At 67.9% G+C, this 24916-nt stretch carries 21 protein-coding genes, 3 tRNA genes and 1 pseudogene; 12 read left to right on the forward strand and 13 right to left on the reverse strand.

All coding sequences use genetic code 11. From position 1 onward, the window contains the following. Positions 1-311 precede the first annotated feature (311 nt). Both arr and LOK44_RS14420 read left to right on the forward strand, forming a co-directional pair. Positions 312-743 (forward strand): NAD(+)--rifampin ADP-ribosyltransferase, encoded by a 432-nt coding sequence (arr, locus tag LOK44_RS14415; RefSeq protein WP_237570750.1) that lies wholly within the window; start codon positions 312-314, stop codon positions 741-743. 24 nt (positions 744-767) lie between these two features. Further along, entirely contained in the window at positions 768-1340 is a 573-nt protein-coding gene (locus LOK44_RS14420) for a hypothetical protein (protein WP_237570751.1), read from the forward strand. A gap of 29 nt (positions 1341-1369) precedes the next feature. Here the strand turns inward: LOK44_RS14420 and LOK44_RS14425 are convergent, their stop codons facing one another. Continuing rightward, positions 1370-2155 carry a bestrophin-like domain gene (locus tag LOK44_RS14425; protein ID WP_237570752.1) on the reverse strand — a complete coding sequence of 262 codons (786 nt, stop codon included), beginning with the start codon at positions 2153-2155 and terminating at the stop codon, positions 1370-1372. A gap of 202 nt (positions 2156-2357) precedes the next feature. After that, positions 2358-2440 (reverse strand) — tRNA-Leu (locus LOK44_RS14430). A 214-nt stretch (positions 2441-2654) separates the two neighbouring features. Here LOK44_RS14430 and LOK44_RS14435 point away from each other — a divergent pair. From LOK44_RS14435 to pknB, 7 genes are all read left to right on the forward strand, one after another. Then, a complete protein-coding gene (locus tag LOK44_RS14435) occupies positions 2655-4124 on the forward strand; it encodes an FhaA domain-containing protein (RefSeq protein WP_237570753.1) in 1470 nt (489 codons plus the stop codon). A gap of 180 nt (positions 4125-4304) precedes the next feature. Next, positions 4305-4772, forward strand: a complete 468-nt coding sequence (locus LOK44_RS14440) for an FHA domain-containing protein FhaB/FipA (RefSeq protein WP_237570754.1) — start codon at positions 4305-4307, stop codon at positions 4770-4772. Continuing rightward, on the forward strand, positions 4769-6247 hold the full coding sequence (locus LOK44_RS14445) for a PP2C family protein-serine/threonine phosphatase (protein WP_237570755.1): 1479 nt from the start codon (positions 4769-4771) through the stop codon (positions 6245-6247). Before LOK44_RS14440 ends, LOK44_RS14445 begins: the two co-directional genes overlap by 4 nt. After that, a complete protein-coding gene (locus LOK44_RS14450) occupies positions 6244-7659 on the forward strand; it encodes a peptidoglycan glycosyltransferase RodA (protein ID WP_237570756.1) in 1416 nt (471 codons plus the stop codon). The genes LOK44_RS14445 and LOK44_RS14450 overlap by 4 nt, the downstream gene beginning before the upstream one ends. Then, positions 7656-9131: a D,D-transpeptidase PbpA gene (gene pbpA, locus LOK44_RS14455; RefSeq protein WP_237570757.1), complete on the forward strand. Its 1476-nt coding sequence runs from the start codon at positions 7656-7658 to the stop codon at positions 9129-9131. The genes LOK44_RS14450 and pbpA overlap by 4 nt, the downstream gene beginning before the upstream one ends. A gap of 66 nt (positions 9132-9197) precedes the next feature. Beyond that, positions 9198-10505 carry a protein kinase domain-containing protein gene (locus tag LOK44_RS14460; RefSeq protein ID WP_237570758.1) on the forward strand — a complete coding sequence of 436 codons (1308 nt, stop codon included), beginning with the start codon at positions 9198-9200 and terminating at the stop codon, positions 10503-10505. After that, positions 10502-12382, forward strand: a complete 1881-nt coding sequence (pknB, locus tag LOK44_RS14465; protein ID WP_237570759.1) for a Stk1 family PASTA domain-containing Ser/Thr kinase — start codon at positions 10502-10504, stop codon at positions 12380-12382. Before LOK44_RS14460 ends, pknB begins: the two co-directional genes overlap by 4 nt. On the opposite strand, the gene LOK44_RS14470 is transcribed toward pknB, so the two are convergent. Further along, positions 12360-13025 carry an aminodeoxychorismate/anthranilate synthase component II gene (locus LOK44_RS14470; protein ID WP_237570760.1) on the reverse strand — a complete coding sequence of 222 codons (666 nt, stop codon included), beginning with the start codon at positions 13023-13025 and terminating at the stop codon, positions 12360-12362. The two genes, pknB and LOK44_RS14470, sit on opposite strands and share 23 nt — an antisense overlap. Before the next feature lie 21 nt (positions 13026-13046). Further along, positions 13047-13817: a DUF881 domain-containing protein gene (locus tag LOK44_RS14475; RefSeq protein WP_237570761.1), complete on the reverse strand. Its 771-nt coding sequence runs from the start codon at positions 13815-13817 to the stop codon at positions 13047-13049. 131 nt (positions 13818-13948) lie between these two features. Between LOK44_RS14475 and crgA the strand changes: the two genes are divergently transcribed. Then, positions 13949-14233 carry a cell division protein CrgA gene (crgA, locus tag LOK44_RS14480; protein WP_237570762.1) on the forward strand — a complete coding sequence of 95 codons (285 nt, stop codon included), beginning with the start codon at positions 13949-13951 and terminating at the stop codon, positions 14231-14233. 152 nt (positions 14234-14385) lie between these two features. Continuing rightward, positions 14386-14805 carry a PH domain-containing protein gene (locus LOK44_RS14485; RefSeq protein WP_237570763.1) on the forward strand — a complete coding sequence of 140 codons (420 nt, stop codon included), beginning with the start codon at positions 14386-14388 and terminating at the stop codon, positions 14803-14805. A gap of 64 nt (positions 14806-14869) precedes the next feature. On the opposite strand, the gene LOK44_RS14490 is transcribed toward LOK44_RS14485, so the two are convergent. Beyond that, positions 14870-15397 carry a peptidylprolyl isomerase gene (locus LOK44_RS14490; RefSeq protein WP_163919850.1) on the reverse strand — a complete coding sequence of 176 codons (528 nt, stop codon included), beginning with the start codon at positions 15395-15397 and terminating at the stop codon, positions 14870-14872. 101 nt (positions 15398-15498) lie between these two features. Between LOK44_RS14490 and cwsA the strand changes: the two genes are divergently transcribed. Next, complete coding sequence (cwsA, locus tag LOK44_RS14495) at positions 15499-15921, forward strand: cell wall synthesis protein CwsA (RefSeq protein WP_237570764.1); 423 nt, start codon at positions 15499-15501, stop codon at positions 15919-15921. 31 nt (positions 15922-15952) lie between these two features. Here the strand turns inward: cwsA and LOK44_RS14500 are convergent. The 8 genes and pseudogenes from LOK44_RS14500 to gnd all read right to left on the reverse strand — a co-directional run. Next, positions 15953-16025 (reverse strand) — tRNA-Ala (locus LOK44_RS14500). A 142-nt stretch (positions 16026-16167) separates the two neighbouring features. Next, positions 16168-16241 (reverse strand) — tRNA-Ile (locus tag LOK44_RS14505). A 70-nt stretch (positions 16242-16311) separates the two neighbouring features. Beyond that, a complete protein-coding gene (locus tag LOK44_RS14510; protein ID WP_237570765.1) occupies positions 16312-17274 on the reverse strand; it encodes a DUF3566 domain-containing protein in 963 nt (320 codons plus the stop codon). 34 nt (positions 17275-17308) lie between these two features. Further along, entirely contained in the window at positions 17309-19834 is a 2526-nt protein-coding gene (gene gyrA / locus LOK44_RS14515; RefSeq protein WP_237570766.1) for a DNA gyrase subunit A, read from the reverse strand. A gap of 59 nt (positions 19835-19893) precedes the next feature. Then, the gene (gyrB, locus tag LOK44_RS14520; RefSeq protein WP_237570767.1) at positions 19894-21939 is read right to left on the reverse strand and encodes a DNA topoisomerase (ATP-hydrolyzing) subunit B; all 2046 of its coding nucleotides are present in this window, start codon (positions 21937-21939) and stop codon (positions 19894-19896) included. Between the two features lie 234 nt (positions 21940-22173). Further along, the gene (locus LOK44_RS14525; RefSeq protein WP_308192756.1) at positions 22174-22749 is read right to left on the reverse strand and encodes a DUF721 family protein; all 576 of its coding nucleotides are present in this window, start codon (positions 22747-22749) and stop codon (positions 22174-22176) included. 56 nt (positions 22750-22805) lie between these two features. Then, a complete protein-coding gene (recF, locus tag LOK44_RS14530; RefSeq protein ID WP_237570768.1) occupies positions 22806-23975 on the reverse strand; it encodes a DNA replication/repair protein RecF in 1170 nt (389 codons plus the stop codon). 37 nt (positions 23976-24012) lie between these two features. Continuing rightward, a pseudogene (gnd, locus tag LOK44_RS14535) lies at positions 24013-24915 on the reverse strand (phosphogluconate dehydrogenase (NAD(+)-dependent, decarboxylating)); the annotation flags it as partial. Position 24916 lies beyond the last annotated feature (1 nt).

Genomic DNA, 24916 nt, shown 5'->3' on the forward strand with positions numbered 1-24916 from the left:
GGGCATCGACCACCACTCCTGGCTCAACGACATCCAGCAGCAGGCAGTCGTCGGCTCGGCCACCTCCACGGTAGGCAACGGCCGCTAACACCACGCCACACCAGAGGGGCACCCGGAAACGGGTGCCCCTCTTGTCGTGTGTGGCACGGCCCCCGAAAGACGAAGGCCGCGAACTCGATTCGAGTTCACGGCGAGACCCACCCGGTGACTGCGACACCCCTGCGCTCCATCCCACTCTCACTATATGGCCGAGGTGGGGGCTTGCCGCAAGACCCGGGTCGTCCCGCACAATCTGCCAACCAACTCACCGGATGGAGGTCGTCGTGACCAAACCCTTCGAAGTGCACGAGTCGGGTGCCTTTCTGCACGGCACCAAGGCCGATCTGTCGATCGGCGATCTGCTCGTCCCCGGCCGCCCGTCGAACTACCAACCTGGCCGCCTCATGAACCACGTCTACGTGACCCGCACGCTCGACGCCGCGGCGTGGGGCGCGGAGTTCGCCGTCGGCGACGGCCCGTGCCGCATCTACGTCGTCGAACCGCTGGGCGCGGTCGAAGACGATCCGAACGTGACGGACAAGAAGCTCCCCGGCAACCCGACGCAGTCCTTCCGCACCCGGGAGCCCGTGCGCATCGTCGGCGAGATCTCCGACTGGCAGGGCCATTCGGAGGAGCAGCTGCAGGCAATGCGGGACGGCCTCGCGGACCTCCGGCGCCGCGGGCTGGACGTCATCTACGACTGACTCGGGTGCGAGATCATGGCCGGCATGCAGATCCTCTGGCAGCAGGCCCACGTCGAACGGCTGCGGGCCGTGCGGGTGGGCTGGGACGGTGCCGAGGTGGGCGCCCCGTGCTTCGGCCCGGACTGGAAATCTCAGCCGGACGACGTGCACCTGCTCCGGATCGCCACCACCTACGGGTCCTGTCCGACCGGCAGCCTCTCGTACCGACGCCCGCCGGCAGACCACGACTACTCGTTCTTCGTCGAGGACCTGCCCGACGACACCGCGTTCGAGTTCTCGGATCGCCACCGTCGCCTGTTGGCTGCGATGAGTTGGGAGCTGTCGGCGCCCTACGGGGACGACGACATCCCCGGCTGCGACCCGAAGCGTCCGTACGGCAACTTCACCTTCTATCAGCTCGAGATGGCGTTGCACCTAGGTCTGATTCCGGCGCAGAAGCCACCGGATCACGACCCGATGACACCGCAGATCGTCGACGCGATGACGGCGCTACACGGGCAGATGCAGCCTGCGCTGCAGGTGTTCCTGCAGAACTTCGACATCGCCGCGGGTCGGCTGTTCACCGGCGAAGACTGGGGCGGGTGGGAGCCTGCCTGAGCGGGATGGGTCCAACCAGCACCGCCCGCTCACGACAGCTGTCGGACGACTTCCTTCAACGGCTCCGAAGACGTCCCTACGTCACCGAGGAATGGGTGCGACAACTCCATGACGAGGAACAGGTTGACCGCCACCAAGACGCCCAGGATCGTCACCATCGCATAGTGCGTCGACGGCTTCTGGACGTCGTAGATGATCGCGCAGGCCAGCATCAGAGCGCTGGTCAGCCAGATGACCGCCCACAGTGACCACGGCGGACCCGTGTCGGTACGCGCCTGCAGGACTCGCTGCGTGTGCGCCTGACTCATGCTGTCGAGATTGCCGTACGAGGCGGACAGCAGCGTCTTCTGCGTATCGGTGCGCGCATTGACCCCCGCATAGGCCGAATACAGTCGCGTCAGCGCTTCGTCGGCCTCGGGATAGGCATTGCCCTTGGCGTTCTCGTTCCACTCCACCAACGCGGCCTGCTGGTATTCGAGCAGGGCCTTCCGGATCCCATCGCGGTCGGGTTGATCGAACGCCATGGCCGTCCTCGCCAGCTGCACGCCAGCCGCTCCCTCGGTCCGCGCTCGCCCGTCCGCATCTCCGATCTGTCCCCACATCGCCGACACGACGAAGCCCAAAAAGAACGCGAACACGAAGCCGATCACCCCGAAGGCGAACTTGATGACGTCGTTGTGCTCCTCCCCCTTCAGGTTCGGGAAGTTGCGGCGCACAACGGTTTGCAGCAGCACCGCCCCGCCTGCGACCACGGCGATGATCGCCACGAGGAGCACCCACGACGGCAGGTTGCTGACCAACCACTGACTGATCATTCGGCTCCAATGCTGAGCGCGCCGGGCAGCTCGGGCGGGCCTGATACCCGCTCGCGCTAGACGTCTCTAGCCGGCGAGTTTCTCGACTCTAGAGTCCGCACGCGTCGTCGGCCGTGCGAATGGTGGCGAGCCCGCGAAACACGAAGGCCGCGAACTCGTCGAGTCCGCGGCCTGCGTTCAGCGATCCGAAGATCGCTCATTGTGGGCGAAGGGGGACTTGAACCCCCACGTCCCGAAGGACACTGGCACCTGAAGCCAGCGCGTCTGCCATTCCGCCACTCGCCCCAACAACCGGGAAAGGCTATCACGCACCCCGGCTGACTCCCCAACCGTGCTGATGGGCCCCGGCGCAAGCCGCTGACCTGGCGTGATCTGATTCTCAGAGATCCGATGGTCACGCCGGGGCACCCATGGCCGATACCATGCGCAGAGGGGAACCGGTCTGCGACACGCGCGGGCCGGCAGAAGCGACGACGACGAAGTGAGGTGGAGCGGGGACATGGGTCTGGTCGACCGCTTCGAGCGCAAACTCGAATCCGGCCTCGGCGACGCGTTCGCCCGGGTGTTCGGCGGATCGATCGTGCCTCAGGAAGTCGAGTCGATGCTGCAGCGCGAGGCGGACGCCAAGGTGCGTGAGCTGCAAGGCGGACACATTTTGGCACCAAACGACTACGTCATTACCCTCAGTGTGCCCGACCATCAGAAGGTGAGTGCCGACCCCGACCTCACGTCGACGAGTTTTGCCAGGCACCTGGAGGGATACATCCATGACCAAGGTTGGCAAACGTATGGTGAAGTGGTCGTCAGTTTCGAACCATCGCCGAACCTGCATACCGGCCAGCTTCGCGTCCGTGGAGCGGTCAATCCCGACAGCCGATCTGACCCCTCATCCACATCCGCGGGCGCAAGTGCCCCTGCCTCATCACACCGCGCGAACACCGCAGAACCAGGAGTTCCTTCGATGACTGACAACCCGAATTACCGCGGCGGCCAGGGACAAGGGCAGCAGCCCGGCGACGAATACTACGACTACGGCCGCCAGGGCGACGATCAGCGCCGCCCCTACCCGCCTCAGGAGCAGGGCGGCTACCCGCCGCCCGCCCCGGGCGCACCCGGCTACCCACCCCGCCAGGGCGGCTACCCCGACCAGGGCGGCTACCCCGAGCAAGGTGGATACCCGGACCAGGGCGGCTACCCCGACCAGGGTTACCCGCCCCCGTCATACGATCAGCGTCCCCCCGCTGGCGGCGGCTACGGCCAGCCCCCGGCGGGCGGATACGGCGAGGGCTACCCACCTGCCCCCGCCGGTGGCTACGGCGCCCCGCAGGGCGGACAGGGCGGCTACGGCGCGCCCGCCGGCGACTACGACTACGGTCGCCCCCCGGCCGCGCCGCCGCGCCACGAGGACTACGGCCGCCCCGAGTCCCGGCCCGGCTACCCCGATCAGGGTGGATACCCGGACCAGGGCGGCTACCCGGATCAGGGCGGTTACCCCGACCAGGGCGGCTACGGCGGTGGCTACGGCCGCCAGGAGTACGGCGGCCAGCCCGCCGGCTACGACTACGGCCAGCAGCCCCAGCAGGGCTACGGCGACCAGGGCTACGGCGCGCCTGCGGCCTACGGCGAGCCCGGTTACGGCCAGCAGGGGTACGGCGGCGCCGGTTACGGCAGCGGCACGGCCGGTGCGACGGTCACCCTGCAGCTCGACGACGGCAGCGGCCGCACCTACCAGCTGCGCGAAGGTGCCAACGTGATCGGTCGCGGCCAGGACGCCCAGTTCCGCCTGCCCGACACCGGTGTGTCGCGTCGCCACCTCGAGATCCGGTGGGACGGAGCAGTCGCACTGCTGTCGGACCTGAACTCGACCAACGGCACCACGGTCAACAACGCCCCCGTCCAGGAATGGCAGCTGGCCGACGGCGACGTGATCCGACTGGGCCACTCCGAGATCATCGTTCGCGTTCACTGAGCACTCGAGCGGGTGTCGGCCGTGGCGAAGCTGCATGCTTCCCCTTCACGTCGATCGCCGCCCAAGTAATGTGACGTTGCCGAAGCTGGCCGAGCAGACCGCGTGGGTCGAAGCGGTACCGTCCACGGGTCGGCTCGGTAGTCGCGAGCGACAACGGGACGGTGACGGAGAGGACGTCGGATGCAGGGGCTAGTACTGCAGCTGACGCGTGTCGGTTTCCTGTTGCTGCTGTGGCTCTTCATCTGGTCGGTGCTGCGCATCCTGCGCACCGACATCTACGCCCCGACCGGCGCCGTCATGGTCAAGCGCGGCCTGGCGCTACGCGGCACCCTGCTGCCCAACCGGCAGGCACGCAACGTCGCCCGACAGCTCGTCGTGACCGAGGGCGCACTCGCAGGCACGCGGATCACGCTGGGCACCCAGCCCGTGCTGATCGGCCGCGCCGACGACTCGACGCTGGTGCTGACCGACGACTATGCGTCGACACGGCACGCCAGGCTCTCTCAGCGAGGGTCCGAGTGGTACGTCGAAGACCTAGGATCGACGAACGGTACATACCTCGACAGGGCGAAGGTGACGACGGCGGTAAGGGTTCCGATGGGCACGCCGGTGCGAGTCGGCAAGACGGTGATTGAGCTGCGCCCGTGACACTCGTCCTCCGCTACGCCGCGCGCAGCGACCGCGGCCTCGTCCGCGCCAACAACGAGGACTCGGTGTACGCCGGTGCCCGACTGCTGGCACTCGCCGACGGCATGGGCGGTCACGCCGCAGGCGAGGTCGCCTCCCAGCTGGTGATCGCCGCCCTCGCCCACCTCGACGACGACGAGCCCGGCGGCGACCTACTGAGCAAGCTCAACCAGGCCGTCCACGAGGGCAATTCGGCAATCGCCGCCCACGTCGACGCCGACCCCGAGCTCGAGGGCATGGGCACGACGCTCACGGCGATCTTGTTCGCGGGCAACAGGCTTGGTCTCTGCCACATCGGCGACTCGCGGGGCTACCTGCTCCGCGATGGCGAACTGACCCAGATCACGAAGGACGACACGTTCGTCCAGACGCTCGTCGACGAGGGCAGGATCACCGCGGAGGAGGCGCACAGCCACCCGCAGCGCTCGCTGATCATGCGCGCACTCACCGGTCACGAGGTCGAGCCCACCCTGACCGTCCGCGAGGCCAAGGCCGGCGACCGCTACCTGCTCTGCTCCGACGGACTGTCCGACCCCGTCAGCCACGAGACCATCGCCGACGCCTTGGCGCTCGAGGACGTCGCCGCGAGCGCGGACCGGCTCATCGAGTTGGCGCTGCGCGGTGGTGGCCCCGACAACGTGACCGTCGTCGTCGCGGACGTCGTCGACTACGACTACGGCCAGACCCAGCCGATCCTGGCCGGCGCGGTGTCCGGGGACGACGACCAGACGGCGCCGCCGAACACGGCCGCCGGACGCGCGTCGGCCTTCAACCCGAAGCGTGCGGCACCGGCCAAGCGCCCGGCCGTCGAACCCGAACCCGCCAAGAAACCCCGCTCGCGCCGCAGGATGATCATCACGGCCGTGCTGCTGGTCCTCGTGGTCTTGGCCGGACTCTTCATCGGCCGCATGATGATTCGCAGCAATTATTACGTCGCCGAGCACGACGGTGCGGTCTACATCATGCGCGGGGTGCAGGGGTCGATCCTCGGCATACCGCTGCAGGAGACGTTCCGCGTCGGATGCCTCGACGGGCGCAGCGAGCTGCGGATCATGGGCGTCGACGACGACCGTGCAAACTGCCAATTGCTCGAGGTCGCCGATCTGCGCGAGTCCGAACGCGCCCAGGTCACCGCAGGCCTGCCCGCGGGCAGCGTCGACGACGCGATCCGTCAGCTGCGCGATCTCGGCACTACGTCGCTGCTGCCGGTGTGTGCGCCTCCGGCGCCGAGGACCACGACGCCGCCACCGCCTCCTCCCCCGACCACCTCGTCGGGCACCCCCACGACCACGTCGCCGCCTCGCGGTCCCGCTCCCGGCCCCGCCCCCGAGACGCCCAACACCGTCACGACTCCCCCACCCCCGCCCACGCCGAGCGTCACGGCGCTGCCTCCCCCACCGCAGGAGCCGGGCACTACCTGCCGGGCCCCGTCATGAGCACACAACCTCAGGCCCCCGTCACCGTCGTTCCGCCCATGCCGACCCGGCGCAACGCCGAGTTGCTCCTCCTCGGCTTCGCCGCCGTCATCACGATGGTGGCGCTGCTGATCGTCGAGGCGAACCAGGAACAGGGCGTCGGTCTGGATCTCCTGCAGTACCTGATCGGCTACCTGGCCCTGTTCGCCGGAGCACACATCGCGGTGCGCCGCTTCGCGCCGTACGCCGACCCACTGCTGCTCCCCGTGGTTGCCCTGCTCAACGGCCTCGGGCTGGTGATGATCCACCGGCTCGACCTTGCGGCGCAGGAGATCTCGGGCGGAACGGACTCCAGCCCCACCGCCAACCAGCAGATGCTGTGGACGCTGGTCGGCGTCATCGCCTTCTCACTCGTCATCGTGTTCCTGACCGACCACCGCATGCTCGCCCGCTACGGCTACGTCTGCGGACTGACCGGCCTGGTGCTGCTCGTCATCCCGGCGATCCTGCCGTCGTCGATGTCCGAGCAGAACGGCGCAAAGATCTGGATCCGACTGCCCGGCTTCTCGATTCAGCCTGCGGAGTTCTCCAAGATCCTGCTGCTGATCTTCTTCGCCGCGGTCCTGGTGTCCAAGCGCAGCGTGTTCACCAGCGCGGGCAAGCACGTCCTCGGCATGAACCTCCCCCGGCCGCGCGACCTCGCCCCGCTGCTGGCGGCGTGGATCGCGTCGATCGGCGTCATGGTGTTCGAGAAGGACCTCGGGACCTCGCTACTGCTGTACGCCTCGTTCCTGGTCCTGGTGTACGTCGCGACCGAGCGGATCAGCTGGGTTCTGTTGGGGCTCACGCTGTTCGCCGTCGGCAGCGTCATCGCGTACTTCGCCTTCTCGCACGTGCAGGTCCGCGTGCAGAACTGGCTCGACCCGTTCGCCGACCCCGACGGCGCCGGCTACCAGATGGTTCAGTCGCTGTTCAGCTTCGCCACTGGCGGCATCTTCGGCACCGGCCTCGGCAACGGTCAGCCCGGCACGGTGCCCGCCGCGTCCACCGACTTCATCATCGCCGCCGTCGGTGAGGAGCTCGGTCTGGTCGGCTTCGCCGGCGTGCTGATGCTCTACACGATCGTCGTCATCCGTGGCCTGCGGACCGCAATCGCGGTGCGCGACAGCTTCGGCAAGCTGCTCGCCGCAGGGCTCGCCTCCACGCTCGGCATCCAGCTGTTCATCGTGGTCGGCGGCGTCACCAAGCTCATCCCCCTGACGGGGCTCACGACTCCCTGGATGTCGTACGGCGGGTCGTCACTGCTGGCCAACTACGTGCTGCTGGCGATCCTGGTGCGCATCTCGCACAACGCGCGCCGACCGATCGACACCAAGGGCCCGAATCCCGCGCCCATCGCCTCCGCAGGGACGGAGGTGATCTCGAAGGTATGAACACCTCCCTACGCCGCGTCTCGCTCGCGATCATGGCGCTGATCGTCCTGCTACTGGGCAACGCGACCCTGACCCAGGTCTTCACCGCCGACGGGCTGCGCTCCGACCCGCGCAACCAGCGCGTGCTGCTAGACGAGTACGCCCGCCAGCGCGGCCAGATCACCGCGGGCGGCCAACTGCTCGCCTATTCGGTCGCGACCGAGGGCCGGCTCCGCTACCTCCGGGTCTACAACAACCCGTTGGCGTACGCGCCGGTCACCGGCTTCTACTCGCTGCGCTACTCCAGCACTGGCCTCGAACGCGCCGAGGGCGAGATCCTCAACGGCTCCGACGAACGCCTGTTCGGCAAGCGGTTGGCCGACTTCTTCACCGGCCGCGACCCCCGCGGCGGCAACGTCGGCACCACGCTGAACCCGCAGGTACAGGAAGCGGCGTGGGACGCGATGGCCCAGGGCTGCAACGGCCCCTGCAAGGGTTCGGTCGTCGCGCTCGAACCGTCGACCGGAAAGATCCTCGCCATGGTGTCCGCACCGTCCTATGACCCGAACCTGCTGGCGTCCCATGACGTCGAGGAGCAGTCCGCGGCATGGGAACGGCTGCGTGACGACCCCAACTCACCGCTGGTGAACCGCGCGATCTCCGAGACCTATCCCCCGGGTTCGACGTTCAAGGTGGTCACCACCGCTGCGGCGCTTGAGTCCGGCGCCACACCCGACACCCAGCTGACGTCGCTGGCACGAATCAAGTTGCCGGACAGCACTACAACGCTCGAGAACTACGGCGGATCGTCCTGCGGCAGCGGGCCGACGGCGTCACTGCGGGAGGCGTTCGCCAAGTCCTGCAACACGGCGTTCGTCGAACTCGGCGGCGACGTCGGGGCCGACAGGCTGCGCGACACCGCCCGCGGATTCGGCGTCGACCAACCGATCCCCCCGATACCCCTGCAGGTGGTGCAGTCCACCGTCGGCCCGATCAACGACGCCGCCGCGCTCGGCATGTCGAGCATCGGCCAGAAGGACGTGGCGCTCACCCCGTTGCAGAACGCGGTCGTTGCCGCCACCGTCGCCAATGGCGGCGTCGCGATGAACCCCTACCTGGTGGCCGACCTCAAGGGCCCCGACTTGTCCAACATCAGCACGACGGCCCCCAGCGAAGCACGCCGAGCGGTATCGGCGCAGGTCGCTACTACACTTACGGACTTGATGATCGACGCCGAACAGGTGACCCAGCAAAAGGGAGCCATCCCCGGCGTGCAGATCGCCTCGAAGACCGGCACGGCGGAGCACGGGACCGACCCGCGCAACACGCCGCCGCATGCCTGGTACATCGCGTTTGCGCCCGCCAAGGCGCCGAAGGTCGCGATTGCGGTCCTCGTGGAGAATGGGGGCGACAGATTGAACGCCACCGGCGGTGCCGTGGCGGCACCCATCGGCCGGGCGACGATTGCGGCAGCGCTGCGGGAGGCATCATGAGTCCCCGAAGCCGAGCGAAGCGAGGCGAGCAGTGAGCCCCCGAAGCCGAGCGAAGCGAGGCGAGCAGTGAGCCCCCGCGTCGGAGTGACGCTGTCCGACCGCTACCGGTTGCAGCGGCTCATCGCGACCGGCGGCATGGGCCAGGTCTGGGAAGGCCTCGACAGCCGCCTCGGTCGGCAGGTTGCGATCAAGGTCCTCAAGGCCGAGTACTCCGAGGACGCCGAGTTCGTCGAACGGTTCCGCGCCGAGGCGCGCACCGTCGCCATGCTCAACCACCCGGGCATCGCCAGCGTCTACGACTACGGCGAGACCGACATGGACGGCGAGGGCCGCACCGCCTACCTGGTCATGGAGCTCGTCAATGGCGAGCCCCTCAACGCAGTGATCAAGCGGACCGGCCGGCTGTCCCTGCGGCACGCGCTCGACATGCTCGAGCAGACCGGCCGCGCGCTGCAGGTCGCGCACACCGCAGGCCTGGTGCACCGCGACGTCAAGCCCGGCAACATCCTGATCACCCCCACGGGGCAGGTGAAGCTCACCGACTTCGGCATCGCCAAGGCCGTCGACGCCGCTCCCGTCACGCAGACCGGCATGGTCATGGGCACGGCGCAGTACATCGCACCCGAGCAGGCACTGGGTCGCGACGCGACCGCCGCCAGCGACGTGTACTCCCTGGGAGTCGTTGGCTACGAATCGGTTTCGGGCCGCCGACCCTTCACCGGTGAGGGTGCGTTGACTGTCGCGATGAAGCACATCAAGGAGCAGCCGGCGCCGCTGCCCGCCGACCTGCCGCCCAACGTGCGCGAACTCATCGAGATCACGCTCGCCAAGGAACCGGGACTGCGCTACCGCACCGGCGGTGCGTTCGCCGACGCCGTGGCGGCCGTGCGGGCCGGACGTCGGCCACCGCGGCCCAACCAAGCCCCAGCCATCGGGCGAGCGACGCCCGCAGCGATCCCGTCGAGCGTCCAGATGCGCTCGGCTGCCGACTTCGCGAGCAGGCCGCCCACCCAGGCGCGGCCACGCCCCGCCGCCGGCAACCATCGACCGCCGGTGGCACCGCGTCGCACGTTCTCCTCGGGCCAGCGCGCGCTGCTGTGGGCCGCGGGCGTGCTGGGAGCCCTGGCGATCGTCATCGCCATCCTGATCGTGCTCAACGCCCAGGACCGCAAGGACCAACAGCTGCCCCCGCCCACGATCACGAACACCACGGTGGTGACGCCGCCACCGTCGCCGTCGGCGATGCCGCCGCTGGGCGTTCCCGAGCCTGCGCCACCGACGCCTGATTGGACCTTGGCGCGTCACTTCGGCGAAGCTTGGGTACAAGACGTGGCGGCGCACTCGAGCGTTCCACCTGAGCAGACATACAGATGACCACGCCTCAGCACCTGTCCGACCGCTACGAACTGGGAGAGATCCTCGGGTTCGGTGGCATGTCGGAAGTCCACCTCGCCCGCGACGTCCGGCTGCACCGTGACGTCGCGGTGAAGGTGCTGCGCGCGGACCTGGCCCGCGACCCCAGCTTCTATCTCCGGTTCCGTCGCGAGGCGCAGAACGCCGCCGCCCTGAACCACCCCGCGATCGTCGCCGTCTACGACACCGGTGAGGCCGAGACCGCCAACGGCCCGCTGCCCTACATCGTGATGGAGTACGTCGACGGCATCACGCTGCGCGACATCGTCCACACCGAGGGACCGATGGAACCGCGCCGCGCGATCGAGGTGATCGCCGACGCGTGCCAGGCGTTGAACTTCAGCCACCAGCACGGCACGATCCACCGCGACGTCAAGCCCGCCAACATCATGATCAGCAAGTCCGGCGCGGTGAAGGTCATGGACTTCGGCATCGCCAAGGCGCTCGCCGACGCCGGTCAGAGCGTCACGCAGACGGCGGCCGTCATCGGCACGGCGCAGTATCTGTCGCCCGAGCAGGCGCGCGGCGAGAAGGTCGACGCCCGCTCCGACGTCTACTCGCTGGGTTGTGTCCTCTACGAACTGCTCACTGGCGAACCACCGTTCGTCGGTGACTCGCCGGTGGCCGTCGCGTATCAGCACGTGCGCGAGGATCCGATCCCACCGTCGCAGCGTCATGCCGGCATCAGTCCGGAACTCGACGCCGTGGTGCTCAAGGCACTGACCAAGAATCCCGACAACCGCTATCAGACCGCGGCGGAGATGCGCGCCGACCTGATCCGCGTGCACAGCGGCGAGGCGCCCGAGGCGCCCAAGGTCTTCACCGACGCCGAACGCACGTCGATGCTGACCGCGCCGGCGCCGTCGGGCCGCAATCAGCCCACCGAGCACATCCCGGCGCAGCGGCGTGGCTACACCGAGCCGAGCCGCAGGAACTCCGTCCGCCTCTGGGTGACCATCGTCGCGATCCTTGCGGTGCTGACGGTCGTCGTCACCATCGCGATCAACTCGATCGGTGGCAGTCCGCGCGACCAGCAGGTGCCGAACGTCTCGAACCAGTCGCTCGACGATGCCCGAGCCACGCTGCAGAACCGGGGCTTCCAGGTCGACGAGCGCCAGGAGGACAGCTCGACCGTTCTGCCCGGGGTAGTCATTCAGACCGACCCGGAGGCCGGCACCGCCGTTGCTGCAGGGGATCAGATCACGATCGTCGTCTCGTCGGGTCCCAAGCAAGAGGTCGTACCCGACGTGCGAACCATGACGCCGGATCAGGCCGAGCAGCGACTGCGGGGCGCTGGATTCGAGAACATCAGACGGTCGCCATCGGCGTCCCTGCCGGAGCAGCGGGACCGGGTCATCGACAGCGTCCCGCCCGCCAACTCCACGTCGCCGATCACCAACCCGGTCACGATCGTCGTGGGCACGGGTCCCGGCACCAGGTCTCTGCCTGACTGCGTCGGCTTCAGCTTCGAAGACTGCGACCGCTTGGTCAAGCAGTCGGGATTCCCGAACACCATCCGCCTCGACGTCGACAGCACCGACCCGTCGGGCCAAGTCATCGGTACCGACCCGGCCGCAGCGGCCGAGGTACCCACGGAAACGCTCATTCAGATTCGGGTGTCGCGGGGCAACCAGTTCGTCATGCCGTCGCTGCGCGGCCAGTTCTGGGATGCCGCCGAGCCGCTGCTACGCAACTCCTACGGCTGGCAGGGCGAGCTGATCAAGCTACCGAACGCACAGAACAGCGGTGTGCCGACCAACGGGATCGTCGATCAGTCGCCGGCGCCGGGAACCCCGCTGAAGTTCAGCGACCCGATCACGCTGAGCTTCGCGCAGTAGCCGCACGCACGGTGTCGGCGACCTCCCGCTCGAGCTGACTCACCAGCGACTCGGCGGGGGCCTCGCCGCACAGCGTCAGCCAGTTGGCGAGCATCCGGTGGCCGCCCTCGGTGAGGATCGACTCGGGGTGGAATTGCACACCGTGAATCGGCAGCTCGGTGTGCTGCACGCCCATGATGACGCCGCCGTCGGTGCGCGCAGTCACCTCGAGGGCGTCCGGCAGCGTCTCCGGCAGGATCGTCAGCGAGTGGTAGCGCGTCGCCGTGAACGGATCCGGAAGACCCTTCAGCACACCCAGGTCGCCGTGGTTCACGGTGCTCGTCTTGCCGTGCAGCAGTTCGGGAGCGCGGTCCACCGTGCCACCGAACGCCACTCCAATCGCCTGATGGCCCAGGCACACGCCGAGCAGCGGTGTCGACGTGGCTGCACAGGCCTGCACCAGCGGGATCGACGCGCCGGCACGCTCGGGGGTCCCGGGGCCGGGGCTGAGCAGGATGCCGTCGAACTCGGCCGCGGCGGCGTCCGGATCGGACAACCGCTCGTCGTCGTTGCGCCACACTTGAGCCGTCACGCCGAGCTGACCGAGGTACTGCACGAGATTGAAGACGAAGCTGTCGTAATTGTCGACGACGAGAACCTGCATAACCCCAGGTTACGCGTCCGCCTAATAGCCCAGCGGCCCGGCAGGCTTGGCGAACCGCAGCCGCACGGGCGCTTCGTAGCCGACCAGGTCGGTCTGCTCCCTGGCCTCCTCGGTGTAACCCAGGCCGAAAGCCACGACGTACTGACGGTAGAGCCGGACCAGGGGAGCGGCGGCCAGCGCAGCCTGCATCCGCGTGACGTCGCCGACGGCGGTGATGACGTACGGCGGGCTGTAGGTGCGGCCGTTGAGCAGCAGCGTGTTGCCGACACAGCGCGGGGCCGATAGACCGATGATCCGCTGGTCCTGCATCTGGACGCCTTCTGCGCCCGCGCTCCACAGCGCATTGAGCACCGCCTGCACGTCCTGCTGATGCACGACCAGGTCGTCGGGGGAGGCGTCGCCCGGGAACCGGCCCTCGGCGTCGCGCTGTGCATCGGTGAGCGTGATCACCAGCCCGGGTCCGCGCAGCGGGGCGACTCCGGCGTCGGCGGCGAGGGCGTCGGTGCGGTCGGTGAGCACTTTGAGTGCGGCGTCGGCGCCGGGTGATCCGCCGTGGTGGTTGTCGACGTCGGCGACGAGTCCGTCGCGTTGGGCGGTCAACCGGTCGACGGACTGCTGCGCCTCGCGGACCAGGTCGACGAGCCGGGGGGCGTCGCTCCGCCGGATCTCGTCGCCACCGGACACCGTGTGCGTGGTCGCGAGCAGCAGGCCCGCGCATAGGCACACCACCGGTACACCGAACCGCCATGCCGACCGCCGCGGAGAGTCGGTGGACCGCGAACCACGCGCCATCGGTTACTCCTTCCCCGCACCGGGTCGTACCGGGGGAGCGGATCGCTGAGCTAGGCTCATACTCGCGACAGATCCCTAGTCCGACTGCTCTTTGCCATCATCGCAGTCGAATCAACCGCCCGAAGGTACCCATGCCCAAGTCGAAGGTCCGCAAGAAGAACGACTTCACCCACAACCCGGTGAGCCGTACCCCGGTCAAGGTCAAGGCCGGACCGTCGCCCATGTGGTTCGTGGTGCTCTTCATCGGGCTGATGCTGCTCGGCCTGGTCTGGCTGCTGGTGTTCCAGCTCGCCGCCACCAACCCCGTCGATGCTCCCGGATTCCTGTCCTGGATGGCGGACCTGGCGCAGTGGAACTACGCGATCGCCTTCGCCTTCATGATCACCGGTCTGTTGCTCACCATGCGGTGGCGGTGACCACCGTCGGGTCGAAGATGAATTCATCTCGTCCAACTGGTGTCAACCTGTGCGCTACCTGCGGGACACGCAATCACATCGATGTGATTCATCCCCATTGGGGATAGCGCCTGTGGATAACCTCGTTGCCCACGCGTAAAGGGTGTTGATAAGTGGATCAGCAAACTCAGTGGGCTCCGCAGACCGGTGGCATTGCGGCATGCTTCGCGTTCGGTTTGGCGATGATCGTCGCCGCTGTGACCGTGGTCACAGACGCACCAGGACGCTTCCTGGTAGGCGTTGCCGGGCTGGGGTTGCTCGCCTTCGCAACGATGTCGTGGCGGGCACGGCCGAAACTGGCAATCACCGGCGAGGGACTGGTGGCCCGCGGCTGGTTCTCCACCCACGAATTGGCGCCCCAGGACATCGCGGCCGTACGCATCACGGAGTTCCGGCGGATCGGACGCAAGGTGAAGCTGTTGGAGATCGATACCGTCCCTGATGACCGCCTGCTGGTGTTCACCCGGTGGGATCTGGGAACCGACCCGCTTCAGGTCCTCGACGCACTCACCGCGGCCGGCTACGTTCCCTGAGCGCTGACGCAACTACGCGCCCGACGAATGGGGGAGACCCGTCGTCGAGCGCGTAGGCGTGGTGTCAGGAAACGGTGATCGACTCGATGACGACGGGCTCGGTAGGCCGGTCGCTGCGATCGACCGACGTGCCGGCGATCGCGTCGACGACCTTCTGCGACTCGGGGTCGACGACCTCGCCGAAGATGGTGTGCTTGCGGTTCAGGTGCGGGGTCTTGCCCACGGTGATGAAGAACTGCGAGCCGTTGGTGCCGGGGCCCGCATTGGCCATCGCCAGCAGGTAGGGCTTGTCGAACTGCAGTTCCGGGTGGAACTCGTCGTCGAACTGGTAGCCCGGGCCACCACGGCCGGTGCCCGTGGGGTCGCCGCCCTGGATCATGAATCCGGAGATGACGCGGTGGAACACGGCGCCGTCGTAGAACGGACCCGAGGCTCCGCCGGTGGCGTTCTCGGTGCTGTAATCCTTGGTGCCCTGAGCCAGCCCGACGAAGTTGGCCACGGTCTTGGGGGCATGATTGCCGAAGAGTGCGATCTTGATGTCGCCGCGGTTGGTGTGCAGGGTCGCGGTCGCTGTCTGAATGGGGCTCGTCACGACAACGAGTCTGCCATTCGCGTTTCCACTCCAGGTTTCGCCCCCGCCCGAATACTGTTGTCCCGTCGTCGGGCCGCGTTCCACCCCAGAGAGGTCGAGTCATGAGAGCCAACACCACCAGGTTGTCGTCGCGGGAGCGATTCGCCCGCGGCCTCAAGTACTCGACGGTGGGTCCGGTGGACCTGACCAGGGGAGCGGTGGGCATCGGCGCGCAGTCCGTTGGCTCGTCGGCGGGCTGGGTCCGCGACCGCTACCGCAGCAGCAAGCTTCGCAGGGACGTCGCGTCGACGCAGGCGACCATCGCGCAGGAGCTCGCAGCCGCCGCGGTGGTCGTGTCGAGCCTGCCGCAGACGATCGCCGACGCACGCCGTCCGAAGCGGCGGCGTCCACGTCCGCTGGTGCTCGCGGCTGCCGGGGCCGCGGTCCTCGCGGTGGGTGCGGTGACCTTCTCGATCGTCAGGCGCTCGACGCAGCCGGAACCTTCGCCGTTGCCGCCGAGTGTGGACGTCACGCCCAGGCCCTGACGGGTGGGGCGGAGTCTCGCGAAAGTGCTTGTGGAGCCTAGGAGATTCGAACTCCTGACATCTGCCTTGCAAAGGCAGCGCTCTACCAACTGAGCTAAGGCCCCTCGGGGTGAATCAGGTGGGCTGCTCGTCGGCGACGTGCCACACCTCGCCGCGGCTGCGCGACCGGATGACCAGCGCGCCCGCCACGAGAATGGTCAGCACCACCAACCTGCGCATGACACACCTTCCTCGGGAGGAAAACCGTGGGCCTAGGAGGACTCGAACCTCCGACCTCTTCGTTATCAGCGAAGCGCTCTAACCACCTGAGCTATAGGCCCTTAGTCGCAAGCGACCGAGCGAGATTACCGCAACGGACGGCCTGCTCCCAAACCGCGCCCGAGCGGGACGTCAGTCCCGATCGGCGAGGGTGACCTCGATGCCACCGACCAGGTCGGTGGTCAGGTTGTAGATGAACGCACCGACGGTCGCCATCGCCGTCAACAGCACGATGTTCACCAGGCCGATCAGTGCCGCACCGCCGAAGATCGTGCCGCTGGAGACGAGTTCGCCGCCGGCGCCGCTCGCGCTGGTCAGGAGGTCGCCGACGTTGCTGTTCAGCTTGCTCCACACGCCCATGCCGCCGAGGACCAGGTACAGGAAGGCGACGGCGATCATCCACACGAAGAACGACGCCACCGACAGCACCAGCGACACCTTGAGGACGCTCCACGGGTCCAGCCGCCGGATCTGCATGCTGGCACGCACCGGACCCTGACCACGGTTCATCGCCGCCGTCCGCGATGCGGGACGGTGCGGTGCATCGCCCGACGGCCGGTCCAGCGGCTTGCGCGGCCCGGAGCGCGGAGCGCCGCCGGACAGGTCGGGGAGCTCGCTCTTGTACACCTCGGCACGCGGCGGCTCGGGTCGCGTCTCGCCACGCGCCGCGGGTGCGGCGGCAGCCTGCGCCGGGTCGATCTCCCGGGTGGGGTTGGCGTCCCGCGTCGCCGTCGCGGCACCCTCGCGTGCCGGACCCTGCGTCGGCCCGCTGTCGCGTGCCGGACCCTGCGTCGGCCCGTTGTCGCGCGCGCCGGCCGGAGCCGGTCCACCCGACATGAAGCGGTTCAGTCGAGCGTCCGCGCCAGAGGCCTGACCGGCGCGTCCGGCTTCCGGCTGGCCCTCCGGTGTCCGCTGCTCGGGACGCGTCCTGGCCGTTCCCCGCTGCCACGGTGGGACGTCGCCGTGCTCACCGGCCGACCCGGGCCGCGCCGGAGCAGCGGCAGTGCCGCCGTCCGTCGCGCCGTTGGCCGAACCGTTGGCACTTCGTGGCCCGTCACCCGCACGCGGGTACCCCGGGTCGTTCGGTGACGTCACGCTCGGCTCCTTAGCTCAGGCTGGTGCACACGCATCACGTCGGATCGGACGTCGGATCGGACTCGATGGCGTCCAGTTCTTCCGCATCCTCGTCGGCGTTGCGCGCAATGGCAATCAGTGTGTCGCCCTCGCCCAGGTTCATCAAGCGCACCCCCTTGGTCTGCCGCCCGGCCTTGCGCACCTGACGTGCCGCGGTCCGGATGACACCACCGTTGGAAGTGATGGCGTAGAGCTCGGTGTCGTCGTCGACGATCAGCGCTCCGACCAGCGTGCCACGCCTGCGGTCGTACTGGATCGTGAGGATTCCCTTGCCGCCGCGGCCCTGGGCCGTGTACTCCTCGATCGCCGTGCGCTTCGCGTACCCGCCCGACGTCGCGACCAGCAAATACGTACCTTCGCGCACCACGTTCAGCGACAGCAGCTGATCCTCTTCGTTGAACCGCATGCCCTGCACACCGGAGGTCGCGCGACCCATCGGGCGCAGCACCTCGTCGGTCGCCGAGAAGCGGATCGACTGGCCCTTGGCCGAGACCAGCAGGAGGTCCTCTTCGGACGAGCACAGCACCGCGCCGACCAGTTCGTCACCGTCGCGCAGGTTCACCGCGACGATCCCGCCCGAGCGGTTGGAGTCGAAGTCGACCAGCCTGGACTTCTTGACCAGGCCCTTGCGGGTGGCCAGCACCAGGTACGGCGCGTCCTCGTACGACTTGAGCTGGATGACCTGGGCGATGCGCTCCTCCGGCTGGAAGGCCAGCAGGTTCGCGACGTGCTGGCCGCGGGCCGTTCGCGACGCCTCGGGCAGCTCGTAGGCCTTCGCCCGGTACACCCGACCCTGCGTGGTGAAGAACAGGATCCAGTCGTGGGTCGAGCAGACGAAGAAGTGGTTGACGATGTCGTCCTGCTTGAGCCCCGCGCCCTGTACGCCCTTGCCGCCGCGCTTCTGGCTGCGGTAGAGGTCGGACTTGGTGCGCTTGGCGTAGCCGGTCTCGGTGATCGTCACGACCACCTCTTCGCGCGCGATCAGGTCCTCGTCGGCGACGTCGCCGTCGGCCGGGATGATGCGCGTGCGGCGGTCGTCGCCGTACTTCTCGGTGATCTCTGCGAGTTCGTCGTGCACGATGGCGCGCTGCCGCTCGGGCTTGGCGAGGATGTCCTCGAGGTCGGCGATCTCGGCTTCGATCTTGGCCAAATCGTCGACGATGCGCTGCCGCTCCAGTGCCGCGAGGCGCCGCAGCTGCATGTCGAGGATGGCCTGCGCCTGGATCTCGTCGACGTCGAGCAGCTCGATCAGGCCGGCCCGCGCGACGTCGACGTTCGCCGACGCCCGGATCAGGGCGATGACCTCGTCGAGCGCGTCGAGCGCCTTGACCAGACCGCGCAGGATGTGGGCCCGCTCATTGGCCTTGCGCAGCCGGTAGCGGGTGCGCCGGACGATGACCTCGAGCTGATGGACCACGTACAGCCGGATCAACTGGTCCAGACGCAGCGTGCGCGGGACGCCGTCGACGATCGACAGCATGTTGGCGCCGAAGCTCGTCTGCAGCTGGGTGTGCTTGTAGAGGTTGTTCAGCACCACCTTCGCGACGGCGTCGCGCTTGACCTCGACGACGATGCGCAGACCGACGCGGTCGCTGCTCTGGTCCTCGATGTTCGAGATGCCCGCGAGCTTGCCGTCGCGCACCTGATCGGCGATCGAGGTGATGAAGTTGTCGTGGTTCACCTGGTAGGGCAGCTCGGTGATGACGAGCAGGGTGCGACCCCGCGCGTCCTCCTCGACTTCCACGACGCCGCGCATGCGGATCGAGCCGCGGCCCGTCGTGTATGCGTCGTGGATGCCCTGGGATCCGACGATCAGGCCGTAGGTCGGGAAGTCGGGACCCTTGACCCGCTCGGTGACCGCGGCCAGCGTGGTCTCCTCGTCGGCCTCGTAGTTGTCGAGGCACCAGAACACGGCCTCGGCGAGTTCGCGGAGGTTGTGCGGCGGCATGTTGGTCGCCATGCCGACGGCGATGCCGCCGGACCCGTTGGCCAGCAGGTTCGGGAACCGGCTCGGCAGGACCGTCGGTTCCTGGACGCGACCGTCGTAGTTCGGGATGAAATCGACTGTCTCCTCGTCGATTTCGCGCAGCATCTCCATCGCCAACGGCGTCAGACGCGCCTCGGTGTACCGCATGGCGGCTGGCGGGTCGTTACCGGGCGAACCGAAGTTGCCCTGGCCGTCCACCAGCGGGTAGCGCAACGACCACGGCTGGGCCATCCGGACCAGGGTGTCGTAGATCGACGAGTCGCCGTGCGGGTGGTAGTTGCCCATCGTCTCCGCAACGGAGCGTGCGGATTTCGCGTGTCCGCGGTCGGGGCGGAAGCCCGAGTCGTACATCGCGTAGAGCACGCGGCGGTGCACGGGCTTGAGTCCGTCACGAACCTCGGGCAGCGCGCGGCCGACGATGACGCTCATCGCGTAGTCGATGTAGCTGCGCTGCATCTCCTGCTGGATGTCGACCGGTTCGATGCGGTCGGTCGTTGCGCCGTCGTCGCCCGGGGGGAGGGTGGTGTCTGTCATGTGCTCCTCGCTCGTCTATGAGCAACTCGGGAAAGTGGGGTCATGAGGATCAAGCGACCTCAGACATCAAGGAAGCGAACGTCTCTTGCGTTGCGGGTGATGAAGCTGCGGCGAGCCTCGACGTCCTCGCCCATGAGGATGGAGAACAGTTCGTCGGCGGCGGCCGCGTCGTCGAGCGTGATGCGACGCAGCACGCGCGCGCTGGGATCCATCGTCGTCTCCCACAGCTCCTTGGCGTCCATCTCGCCAAGACCCTTGTAGCGCTGGATGCCGTCCTCTGTATTGATCCGCCGGCCCGCAGCCCGGCCTGCCTCGAGCAGCCCGTCACGCTCCCGGTCGGAGTAGGCGAACTCGGGCTCGCTGCGCTGCCACTTGAGCTTGTACAGCGGCGGCTGGGCGAGGAAGACGTGCCCATTCTCGATGAGCGGCTTCATGAATCGGAACAGCAGCGTAAGCAGCAGCGTCGAGATGTGCTGTCCGTCGACGTCGGCGTCGGCCATCAGGACGATCTTGTGATAGCGCAACTTCGTGATGTCGAACTCGTCGTGGATGCCGGTGCCCAGCGCGGTGATGATCGCCTGGACTTCGGTGTTCTTCAGCACGCGGTCAATGCGCGCCTTCTCGACGTTGATGATCTTGCCTCGCAGGGGCAGGATCGCCTGGTACATCGAGTCGCGACCGCTCTTGGCCGAGCCGCCGGCCGAGTCACCCTCCACCACATAGACTTCCGAGAGCACGGGATCGGTCGAGCGGCAGTCGGCGAGCTTGCCGGGTAGGCCGCCGATGTCGGTGGCACTCTTGCGACGCACCAACTCTCGCGCCTTGCGGGCGGCCATCCGGGCCTGTGCCGACGAAACCGCCTTGTTCACAACGGTCTTCGCTTCGGCAGGATTCGCCTCGAACCAGTGCTGCAGCTGCTCGTTGCAGATCTTCTGGACGAACGACTTCACCTCGGTGTTGCCCAGCTTGGTCTTGGTCTGACCCTCGAACTGAGGATCGCTGACCTTGACCGAGATCACCGCGGCGAGACCCTCGCGGATGTCGTCGCCGGTGAGGTTCGGATCCTTCTCCTTGAGGAGCTTCTTGTCCTTGGCGTACTTGTTCACCACGGTGGTCAGCGCGCTGCGGAAGCCCTCTTCGTGCGTGCCACCCTCGTGGGTGTTGATGGTGTTCGCGAAGGTGTGCACCGACTCGGAGTACCCGGCGTTCCACTGCATCGCGATCTCGACCTCGTGACCGGGACCCTTGCCCTCGAAGTCGATGATGCTCTGCTGGATCGGCGTCTTGGTGCGGTTGATGTGCTTGACGTAGTCGACCAGGCCGCCGGGGTAGTGGAAGGTGCGGTGCTTGACCTTGCCGACGCCCTTGGCCTCGGTCGCCTTCTCCGCGGCCTCCTCGTCGGCGTTCTTCGGCGCCTCGGCGGTATCGCTGACCACCTCGTCGACGACGTCCTCGGCGCTGACCCGCTCGTCGGTCAGCTCGATCGTGAGGCCCTTGTTGAGGAAGGCCATCTCCTGCAGGCGACGCGCGACGGTCTCGAAGTCGTAGACCGTGGTCTCGAAGATGTCGGGATCGGCCCAGAACCGGATCGTGGTGCCGGTCTCCTTGGACGGTCCGCCCTGGGCGAGGGTGCCGGGCACGGAACGGTCGTAGTACTGGAACCACTCGAATCCGTCACGCCGAATCGTGGCCTCGAGCCTCGTGGACAGAGCGTTGACCACGGAGACGCCGACGCCGTGCAAACCACCCGAGACGTTGTAACCGCTGTTCTCGCCGCCGAACTTGCCGCCGGCGTGCAGCTGGGTCATGACGACGTCGACCGTCGGCGCCCCGCTGGCGTGCATCTCGACGGGAATCCCACGGCCGTCGTCAGTGACCTGCACGCTGCCGTCGTTGCAGATCGTGACGTCGACCCGGGTGGCGTGACCAGCCATGGCCTCGTCGATCGCGTTGTCCACGACCTCCCAGACGAGGTGGTGCAAACCACGCTCGCCGGTCGAGCCGATGTACATGCCGGGACGTTTCCGGACGGCCTCGAGGCCTTCGAGGATGGTGATCGCGGAAGCGCCATACTCTTTTGAAGCGCTCTTCTTCTGGGCAGCCACGTTGAACGCGTCTCCTTGGTCTTTACGGGGGATCGGCGACTAAGGGGCGAAGGCCCCTCGCGGATCTCACGACCCAGTCTACCGTCAGACCCCGTCAGCACTGACTCTGAGGCGGCGTTTCTGGATAGCTATTCACGCCCTCCGCGGAATTTCTCGACCGGAACTGCGTCCCGACGCCCGAGGGCCCGACTTTTGAGATTGTCGCGCCGCTGAGCCGCCGGGCCTGTGGACTTCCTAACCGTAGGTGTCGCGTGGCCCGCGGCCGGAGATGTGGAGCTTGCCCTTGCGCCACGACGGCGCGGTCGGGCCGACGATCTTGAGCGACTTCACCACGCCGTCACCCACGCCCGCGGCGATCTTCGCCAGCAGTTGTGCCTGCACCATGCGGAGTTGGGTGGCCCACGCCGTCGACTCGGCCGTCACGGTCAGCACGCCGTCCTGCAGTGCGGTCGGCGCCGCATGCTCGGCGATCTGCTCGCCGACGACGGATTCCCACTGCCCGAACACCGCGCCCTCTGCCACGCGGGTGGTCCACCCGCGGGTGCGCGCGAGGTCCAGCGTCGCGAAGCCGAGTTTCTGCGGATCCCTACTGTCGGGTCCGGGACCCGACCACGCTCGGCGGCTGCCGCGTCCCGCGACGCGTCGCGTGGGGGAGGTGCGACCACGACCGACGTCCTTGCCCTGGCTCTTCGCGGCGCCGCGCGCCTCCTCGAGGGCCCGGCGAACCAGATCCATCCCAGCCAGGTGCGCTAGGTGCGCCGGCGGACCGGGGTTCGTAGGGTCCTCGGGCGCTGTCTCGCCGTCGGTCACATGCTCCTCGCGCGAGCGCTCGTCGGTCACATGCTCCTCGCGCGAGCGCTCGTCGGTCACGTGTCCTCCCCAATCAGCTCCGACATCCGTCCCCCCTCGTCGTCACGCATCCCGATCTCGACCCGCCGCGCATCCCAGTCGGCGGGTATGTCGTCGTGCACCGCGGCCGTCACCAGCACCTGCTCCGCCGTCGAGGCGACGTTCACCAGTGCCCGGCGGCGGGATTCGTCGAGTTCGGCGAACACGTCGTCGAGCAGCAGGACCGGATCACTTCCATCTTCGCGAAGTAGTTCGTACGCCGCCAGCCGCAACGACAGCGCCATCGACCACGATTCACCGTGGCTGGCGAACCCCTTCGCCGGGTGGTCGCCCAGGCGTAGTTCCAAATCGTCGCGGTGCGGGCCCACCAGGCAGACGCCCCGTTCCAGTTCGGCCGTGCGCCGCCGGGCCAGTTCGGCGAGCAGCGCGGCTTCGTAGATCTCGGCGTCGACGGTTCCGACGGCAGCCTCGGCCTCGACCACGTCGGTGCCGCTGCGGTAGTGAATGGCCGCCGGCCGCGACGCCGGCGCCAACAGTTGGTAGGCCTTCGCGACCTCGGGCGCGAGCTGAGTCACCAGCGCCACCCGGGCCGCGATGAGCTGCGCCCCGAACGTGGCGAGGTGACCGTCCCACACATCGAGCGTCTCCAAAGCCGAACTGTCACCACGGATTCGGGCGCCGGACGCCGTCTTGAGCAATGCCGTGCGCTGCCGCACCACCTTGTCGTAGTCGGCGCGGACGCCCGCGATCCGCGGTCGCAGGATCGTGGCGAGTTCGTCGAGGAAGCGCCTGCGCTCGCTGGGGTCTCCGCGGACCAACGCCAGGTCCTCCGGCGCGAACAACACCGCGCGCAGCACCCCGAGTATCTCGCGCGGGCTCCGTACCGGCGATCTGTTCAGCCGCGCCTTGTTGGCCCGGCCCGCGGTGATCTCGAGGTCGATCGCCAGCTCGCGGCCCTCGTTGACCACGATCGTCGATACGACGGCGCGGTCGGCGCCGGTGCGGATCAGCGGTGCGTCGGACGCCACTCGGTGCGATCCGAGGGTTGCCGAATACCACAGCGCCTCAACAATATTCGTCTTACCGAAGCCGTTGGGCCCGACGAACACCGTCCGCCCGGGCGTCAGATCGAGTTCGACCCGGGGCCACGAACGGAACTCGTTCAGGACGAGGTGACGGACGTACAAGCCCCAGCCCCGCGTCGCATCAGTTCGGTCGGTCGCATCAGCCCGACGTCGAGATTCTCTTCACCGCGTGCCCACCGAACTGATTGCGAAGCGCCGCAACGGCCTTCATGGTGGGGGAGTCGTCCTGGCGCGACAGGAACCGCGCGAACAGCGACGCAGCGATGCCGGGAACCGGAACGCGCAGCCGGATCGCCTCTTCGACGGTCCAGCGGCCTTCGCCGGAATCCTCGGTGTAGCCGGAGATGTCGTTGAGGCCCGGATCGTCCTTGAGGGCCTTGGCCAGCAACTGCTGCAACCACGAACGCACCACGGTGCCGTTGGTCCACGCCTGGTACACCGCCTGCGGATCCTTCACCAGATCCTCGGCGGCCAGCAGTTCGTAGCCCTCGGCGTAGGCGGTCATCAACGCGTACTCCACGCCGTTGTGCACCATCTTCGTGAAGTGTCCGGCGCCGACCGGGCCTGCGTGCACGAACCCGTCGGCGACGTCACCCGGAGGCCGCAGCGCATCGAAGATCGGCATGACCCGCGCCACGTCCTCGTCGCTGCCGCCGACCATCAGTCCGTAGCCCTCGGTCAGCCCCCAGATGCCACCGGAGACGCCGGCATCGATGAACCCAACGCCCCTCTCGGCCAACAACTTCGCGTGCGGAGCGTCGTCGGTGTAGCGCGAGTTGCCGCCGTCAATCACCAGGTCGCCCTCGGTCAGCACCTCCGCCAGCGAGACGATCGTGGCATGGGTGACCTCACCGGAGGGAACCATCACCCAGACCACGCGCGGCGACTCGAGGGCCTCGGCCAGGGCGGCGAGGTCCGGGACGTCGGTGACCTCGGGGCGGGGGTCGTAGCCGACCACCTCGTGTCCGCCTTCGCGCAGCCTCTCGCGCATGTTGAAGCCCATTTTGCCGAGCCCGATCAAACCCAGTTGCATGCGATCTCCC

Source organism: Mycolicibacterium lacusdiani, assembly GCF_021916785.1.
GTDB lineage: Bacteria > Actinomycetota > Actinomycetes > Mycobacteriales > Mycobacteriaceae > Mycobacterium > Mycobacterium lacusdiani.

Coding starts and splice junctions, on each gene's coding strand:
- arr (WP_237570750.1), top strand. CDS start 312: ATGGAGGTCGTCGTGACCAAACCCTTCGAAGTGCACGAGTCGGGTGCC.
- LOK44_RS14420 (WP_237570751.1), top strand. CDS start 768: ATGCAGATCCTCTGGCAGCAGGCCCACGTCGAACGGCTGCGGGCCGTG.
- LOK44_RS14425 (WP_237570752.1), bottom strand. CDS start 2,155: ATGATCAGTCAGTGGTTGGTCAGCAACCTGCCGTCGTGGGTGCTCCTC.
- crgA (WP_237570762.1), top strand. CDS start 13,949: ATGCCCAAGTCGAAGGTCCGCAAGAAGAACGACTTCACCCACAACCCG.
- pbpA (WP_237570757.1), top strand. CDS start 7,656: ATGAACACCTCCCTACGCCGCGTCTCGCTCGCGATCATGGCGCTGATC.
- LOK44_RS14440 (WP_237570754.1), top strand. CDS start 4,305: ATGCAGGGGCTAGTACTGCAGCTGACGCGTGTCGGTTTCCTGTTGCTG.
- LOK44_RS14475 (WP_237570761.1), bottom strand. CDS start 13,817: ATGGCGCGTGGTTCGCGGTCCACCGACTCTCCGCGGCGGTCGGCATGG.
- LOK44_RS14470 (WP_237570760.1), bottom strand. CDS start 13,025: ATGCAGGTTCTCGTCGTCGACAATTACGACAGCTTCGTCTTCAATCTC.
- LOK44_RS14435 (WP_237570753.1), top strand. CDS start 2,655: ATGGGTCTGGTCGACCGCTTCGAGCGCAAACTCGAATCCGGCCTCGGC.
- gyrA (WP_237570766.1), bottom strand. CDS start 19,834: ATGACAGACACCACCCTCCCCCCGGGCGACGACGGCGCAACGACCGAC.
- pknB (WP_237570759.1), top strand. CDS start 10,502: ATGACCACGCCTCAGCACCTGTCCGACCGCTACGAACTGGGAGAGATC.
- LOK44_RS14450 (WP_237570756.1), top strand. CDS start 6,244: ATGAGCACACAACCTCAGGCCCCCGTCACCGTCGTTCCGCCCATGCCG.
- cwsA (WP_237570764.1), top strand. CDS start 15,499: ATGAGAGCCAACACCACCAGGTTGTCGTCGCGGGAGCGATTCGCCCGC.